The 4,916-nt window shown below is 71.5% G+C and carries 6 protein-coding genes; all 6 read right to left on the bottom strand.

Features of this window, described 5'->3' with window-relative positions; genetic code table 11:
* Positions 1-38 precede the first annotated feature (38 nt).
* A complete protein-coding gene (locus ACYVM4_RS08300; RefSeq protein ID WP_460668217.1) occupies positions 39-707 on the bottom strand; it encodes a DUF3618 domain-containing protein in 669 nt (222 codons plus the stop codon).
* Entirely contained in the window at positions 704-1,180 is a 477-nt protein-coding gene (locus tag ACYVM4_RS08295) for a phage holin family protein (protein WP_368822886.1), read from the bottom strand. The genes ACYVM4_RS08300 and ACYVM4_RS08295 overlap by 4 nt, the downstream gene beginning before the upstream one ends.
* Entirely contained in the window at positions 1,177-1,986 is an 810-nt protein-coding gene (locus ACYVM4_RS08290) for an ATP synthase subunit B family protein (protein WP_460668216.1), read from the bottom strand. Before ACYVM4_RS08290 ends, ACYVM4_RS08295 begins: the two co-directional genes overlap by 4 nt.
* Positions 1,987-2,124: 138 nt before the next feature.
* Positions 2,125-3,063: an SDR family oxidoreductase gene (locus ACYVM4_RS08285; protein ID WP_460668215.1), complete on the bottom strand. Its 939-nt coding sequence runs from the start codon at positions 3,061-3,063 to the stop codon at positions 2,125-2,127.
* Positions 3,064-3,225: 162 nt separating this feature from the next.
* Entirely contained in the window at positions 3,226-4,038 is an 813-nt protein-coding gene (locus ACYVM4_RS08280; protein WP_460668214.1) for an alpha/beta fold hydrolase, read from the bottom strand.
* A gap of 103 nt (positions 4,039-4,141) precedes the next feature.
* On the bottom strand, positions 4,142-4,768 hold the full coding sequence (locus ACYVM4_RS08275) for a superoxide dismutase family protein (RefSeq protein WP_460668213.1): 627 nt from the start codon (positions 4,766-4,768) through the stop codon (positions 4,142-4,144).
* Between the last annotated feature and the right edge of the window lie 148 nt (positions 4,769-4,916).

Below are 4,916 nucleotides of genomic sequence, written 5' to 3'. Positions count from 1 at the left end.
CGTCACCGGGTCCCGGCCGAGGGGCGGCCGGGCGGTGCTCAGGCGTTCTTCGTCTCGTCCTTGACGGACTGCGCGGAACCCTGGGCGGAGGACTTCAGCTGCTGGGCCTCGTCCTGGCCCTGCGACTTGACCTCCTGGACGCCGGACTGCGCGGTCTCCTTGACGGACTGCGCGGCCTCCTGGGCCGGCTCCTTCAGGTCCTGGGCGACCTCCTGCGCCATGCCCTTCGCGGACTCGACCGCGTGCTGGGCGTGGGGCTGGACACGGTCCGCCGCGTCGGCGACGAGCTCCTGCTCCTTCTGGGTGGAGGGCAGCAGCGAGCCGACGAGCCATCCGGCGCCGAGGGCGATCAGACCGGCGGCCAGCGGGTTGCCGCGCGTCTTGGCCTTGGCGGTGGCCGGGGCGTTCTGCATGCCCTCCCGGAGGTCACCGGCACGGTCCTGCACGCCGTCGCGCAGGTCGCCCGCGCGGCCCTGGGCGCTCTCCTTGAGGTGGCGGCCACGGTCGGAGGCGTCATCGGACGCTCCCATGACGCGCTCCCGCACTCCCTGGACCGTGTCCTGGACCTTGCCGCGCATCTTGTCCTTCTGCCGCTCGACGACGCGGTCGGGCGTCACCTTCTCGGCGACAGCATCGACGTCGGAGTTGAGGCGAGCACGGGTCGCCTCGATGTCGGCACGGATCTGTTCGGGGTTCTGCTGGCTCATCGGTTCTCCTTCTTGGAGGGCTTCACGGTCTCCGGGATCTCGGTGACCGTCTCGCGGGTCAGGGGCAGCGGGTCCTGGGTGGCTTCGGCCATCTCCCGCTTGCCCTCGTTGAGGTTCTTCTTGCCCATCGCGGCGAGGATGCCGGCGATGATGGCCCAGAGGACCGCCACGATGACGGACGCCCAGACGAGGCTGTCCACGAGGTTGCTCAGACCCCACATAAGGGCGAGGGAGAGGAAGAGCAGGACGAAGTGACCGGCCACGCCGGCACCGGCGAGCATGCCGGCGCCCTTGCCCGTGCTCTTGGCGGACTCCTTGGCCTCCTGCACCGTCTGGGTCGCCTCAGCCTTGGCGAGGGCGATCTCCTGCTGGATGAGGGTGGAGAGGTTCGTGCTCAGCGACTTGAACATCTCGCCGAGCGACTCGTGCTCCGCCCTGTCCTCGGCGTCCGAGGGGGGAATGGGGTGACTCATCGACGGTCGCCCTCCTGGTCCGGGTAGACGGTGCCGGGCACGCGGTCGGTGTAGGTCCGGGCGGCCTCGCCCTGCTCGTCGGAGCGGTAGGCGTAGGGGTCGGCGGGGGTGTAGCCCGAGGTCTCGGTCGCCGTGAGGTTGCGGTCGTAGCCCTGGTCGTAGACGGCGCCCGTGGCGACGCCCGCCCCGGCCGGCGTGCCCTGGTCCTGCTGGCCGGAGACGCCGAAGAACTCCTTGGCGCCCTGACGGTCGGTCGCGATCTCGTCGCTGTCCTTGACGCCGCGGGTGGCGCGGCCGGCGAGGAGCCCGATGCCGGCGGCCACGGCCAGGAACGTTCCGGGACGACGCGCCGCGAACCGGCGGACATCCGCCAGGAGGTCCTTGGCGTCCTTGTTCTCCAGGGAGGAGGCGAAGGAGTCGACCCGGCCGGAGACGTTGCCCAGCAGGCCCGACACGAAGTCGGTCTCGGGCTTCTCGCCCCGGGACAGGGCGCTGATCTCGTCGCTCACGGAGCGGACGCTCGAGGCGATGCGCTCCTGCTGGGGCGCCACCTGGTCCTTGAGGTCGCTCCGGAGCTGGCCGAGGAGGTTCTGCGCCTGAGCGGTGACCTCCTGCTTGACGGCTCCGGCCTGCTCCTTGGCCGTCTCCTTGACGCGCTGGCCGGAGTCGGCGGCCTCGTGCTTCAGCTGGCTCGCCTCGGCCTTGGTCTGCTCTGCCGCGACGTCCTTCTTGGAGCTGGTGCCGGTCTGCGCGGCGTGGCTCGAGCCGGCGTCGTAGGGGGTCGGGTCATAGGGGTTGGTGGTCATGATTCCGCCTTTCTGGAACATTTCATAAGTCCACTGATGGTGCGGGCTGGTCCTAGCCTAGGGCGATGGCTCCACTGAGCCAAGTCCCCCCGCCGGATCGGCGCGTCTTCCGCGCGGTGGCCGCACGGAGGACGGGCCTCACGGCGACGGGCTGCCGCCGTTGACGTTGAGGGTCTCTCCGATGACGTAGCTTGACTCGGACGAGGCGAGGAAGACGTAGGCCGGGGCCAGTTCGGTGGGCTGGCCGGCCCTGCCGAGGGGCGTCGACTGCCCGAACTCGGACAGCGCGTCCTTCGGCTGCCCGTCCGAGACCTGGAGAGGGGTCCAGAACGGCCCGGGTGCCACCGCGTTGACGCGGATGCCCTTGGGCGCGAGCTGCTGGCCGAGGCCCTTGGTGAAGTTGTTGATCGCCGCCTTGGTCGACGCGTAGTCGAGGAGCTCCGGCGACGGCTGGTAGGCCTGGATCGACGTCGTGTTGATGATGGAGGACCCCTCGGGCAGGTGCCGCAGCGCCGCCTTGGTGATCCGGAACATCGCCAGGATGTTGACCGTGAAGGTGTCGACCAGCTGCTCGTCGCTCAGGTCCTCGAGACTCTCGACCGCGACCTGCTTGCCGGCGTTGTTGACGAGGATGTCGAGCCCGCCCAGGCCGGACACGGCGTTCTCGACCAGGGTCGTGCAGAAGTCCTTGTCGGTCAGGTCCCCGGGAAGGAGGACTGCCGTGCGACCGGCCCTCTCGATGACGGCCTTGACGACCTGGGCGTCGGGCTCCTCGTCCGGGAGGTAGTTCAGGGCGACGTCGGCACCCTCCTTGGCGAACGCGATCGCGACGGCCGCGCCGATGCCCGAGTCCGCCCCGGTGATCAGGGCCTTGCGCCCCTCCAGGCGGCCGGTCCCCCGGTAGGAGAACTCCCCGCGGTCGGTCTTCGGCTCGAGCTCGACGTCCAGGCCCGGCTCGGGCTGGTCCTGCGTCGGGGGTGATAGGACGGGGTATCGCGTCACGGGGTTCTGGAACGCGAGTTGGTCCACCGTCTCGCGGTCGGCGTCCTCGGGGTTTCCGTCGTTCGTCTCGGTCATGCCCACTCCTCTCGTCGTACGGTATGTGAACAGCATACTGATTACTCCGTCGAGATGACACCGCATTCTCTCTGGGAGAACAGGGCACCCCGCGCTCCGGCGGCGGTGGGACCGCTCGGGAAGCACGGGGTGCGGGGACGCGACGCCGCGGGGCGGCCGCGCTCAGTCTTCGAGACGGCGCAGGAAGGCGTCCAGGGCGTCGTCGAAGGCGGCGGGCTGCTCGATGTTGGGGGTGTGCCCGGCACCGTCGACGACGACGAGCTCCGCCCCGGGTGCCAGCTCCGCCATCCGCCGGCCGGCGCCGCCGTCGAAGGCGTCCTCCGCGCCCACCACGACCAGCACGGGGATCCGGGCGCCGCGGAGCAGCTCGGTGAAGTCCCGGCGCTCGGCGCGCCCCCGCATCGCCGCGGCGGCCCCCTTCGCGGGAGCGCCCTGGAGCATGGCCAGCACCTCGGCCGCCACCTCGGGTCGGGACTCCACCGTGGACTCGGCGACCATCTTGGCCAGGACGTTGCGGCCGTACACCTCCATGCCGCCGGTCAGGATGGCGTCCGCCGTGACGTGGCGCCGCCGCCGGCCGGCAGTGTCCTCCGCCTCGGGGACGGTGTCGTTGACGACCAGTGCTCGCACCCGGCCGGGGTGCCGCTGGAGGAGCTCCATGGCGATCTGCCCGGACATGGAGAACCCGACCACCACCGCCCGGTCGACCGCCAGGTGCTCGAGCAGTCCGTCGACGTCGTCGGCGAACTCCTCGGTGTAGACGATCCCCTCGGTGACCTCCGACTCGCCGAAGCCGCGCAGGTCAGGGGCGACGACCCGCCAGCCACGGCCGGCGAACACCTCGATCTGCCGGGCCCACATGCTCCGGTCGTAGGCGTGGCCGTGCAGCAGGAGCAGCACCGGCCCCTCCCCCCGGTCCGTGTAGGCCATGGTGACCTCGTTGATCCGGGCGGTGGCGGGACTGACGTCGGGCATGGTGGGAGACCCCTCTCGCGGGCGTACGGCAGGAACGCTCCCAGGGTAGCGAAGGACGCCGCCGCGGGAGCGGGTCCTCACCCGCCGCTGGTACGGAGCGCGGTCACTCCACGACGCCGCAGGCCAGCCGGGTCCCGGCGTCGCCCGTGCCGAGGGTCGCCTCGTCGGGGCCGTCGGGGGCGTAGCGCTCCGGGACGTTGGCGTAGTTGTCGGGGCCCGAGTGGATCATCACGGCGCTGCCGTCCTCGTCGGCCACGAGGTCCTGGACGCCGAAGCGGTCGGTGACGGTCGTGAGGAAGCCCAGCCCGTCCTCGGTCACGAGAAGAGCAGGGAGGTCTCCGGTGTGCTCGGGGTGCTCGGCGTCCGCACCCCCGAGGTGGCCGCCGGCGGAGAGGAAGGCACCCGTGGTGCCGGGGTCGCCCGGTGCGGTGCTGTCCGGCTCGCAGAGACCGGTCGCGTGCACGTGCAGGCCGTAGAAGCCCGGCTCGAGCCCCTGCACCTCGGCCACGACCTCCGTGCCGGCGGAGACCTCCGAGAAGCTGACGCTGCCGACCTCGGCGCCCTCCGCGTCCCGGAGCACGGCACGGGAGCCGGCACCGGCCTCCGCGGTGGCCGACGTCCCTGCGGTGGCCGGGGTCTCCTCGACCCCGGCGCCCTCGCCCCCGCCGCAGCCGGCGAGCACCAGGGCGGTCGTTCCGACCGCCGCTGCCATCAGCCTGTTCCGCCGCACGGCTCCTCCTCGTTCCACCCGACCCTGGGCCCTGGACCTCGACCATAGGCCGTAGTGGGAGGGGGATTCAACGGAAAGGGCGGGTTAAATGCGGGGAGCCCCCGCACGGTGTGCGGGGGCTCGACCCTTGGGGTGTGGTCCGGCGGTG

Source organism: Kocuria himachalensis, from assembly GCF_054784195.1.
This window is presented reverse-complemented; position numbering and strand designations above follow the sequence as displayed.